Origin of the sequence: Stenotrophomonas sp. GbtcB23 (assembly GCF_019091045.1) — a bacterium.
Classification (GTDB): domain Bacteria; phylum Pseudomonadota; class Gammaproteobacteria; order Xanthomonadales; family Xanthomonadaceae; genus Stenotrophomonas; species Stenotrophomonas rhizophila_A.
The window spans coordinates 1-265 of the sequence record NZ_JAGXKC010000448.1; the positions used below are offsets into that span (position 1 = coordinate 1).

Here is a 265-nt window from a genome sequence, read left to right on the forward strand (position 1 = left end):
TGCTCGCAACCCTCCTGCGCTTCGTCGCGAGGAGCCTCTGATGGACGGACCGGTCTTCGTCATCGCTCATATGCTTGCCGGAGGGCACGTGCTCGTCAGCATGATGATGCTTTATCAAGACCGTCTTTATGCGCTTCTCAATGTCTTCGCGCTGCATTCACTGGTGCTGACGCTATCGGTCGCCTGGCAGGCCTTTATTCAGGACGCACCGCATCTTTACGTGACGGCGGCGATCGCACTCATCTTCAAGGCCGTCATCATTCCG

1 protein-coding gene is annotated in these 265 nt (G+C 57.4%); it reads left to right on the top strand.

Features of this window, described 5'->3' with window-relative positions:
* Positions 1-40: 40 nt before the first annotated feature.
* Positions 41-265 (top strand): hypothetical protein (locus tag KVS69_RS19740; protein WP_217539789.1); only part of this gene is annotated, 225 nt, incomplete at its 3' end.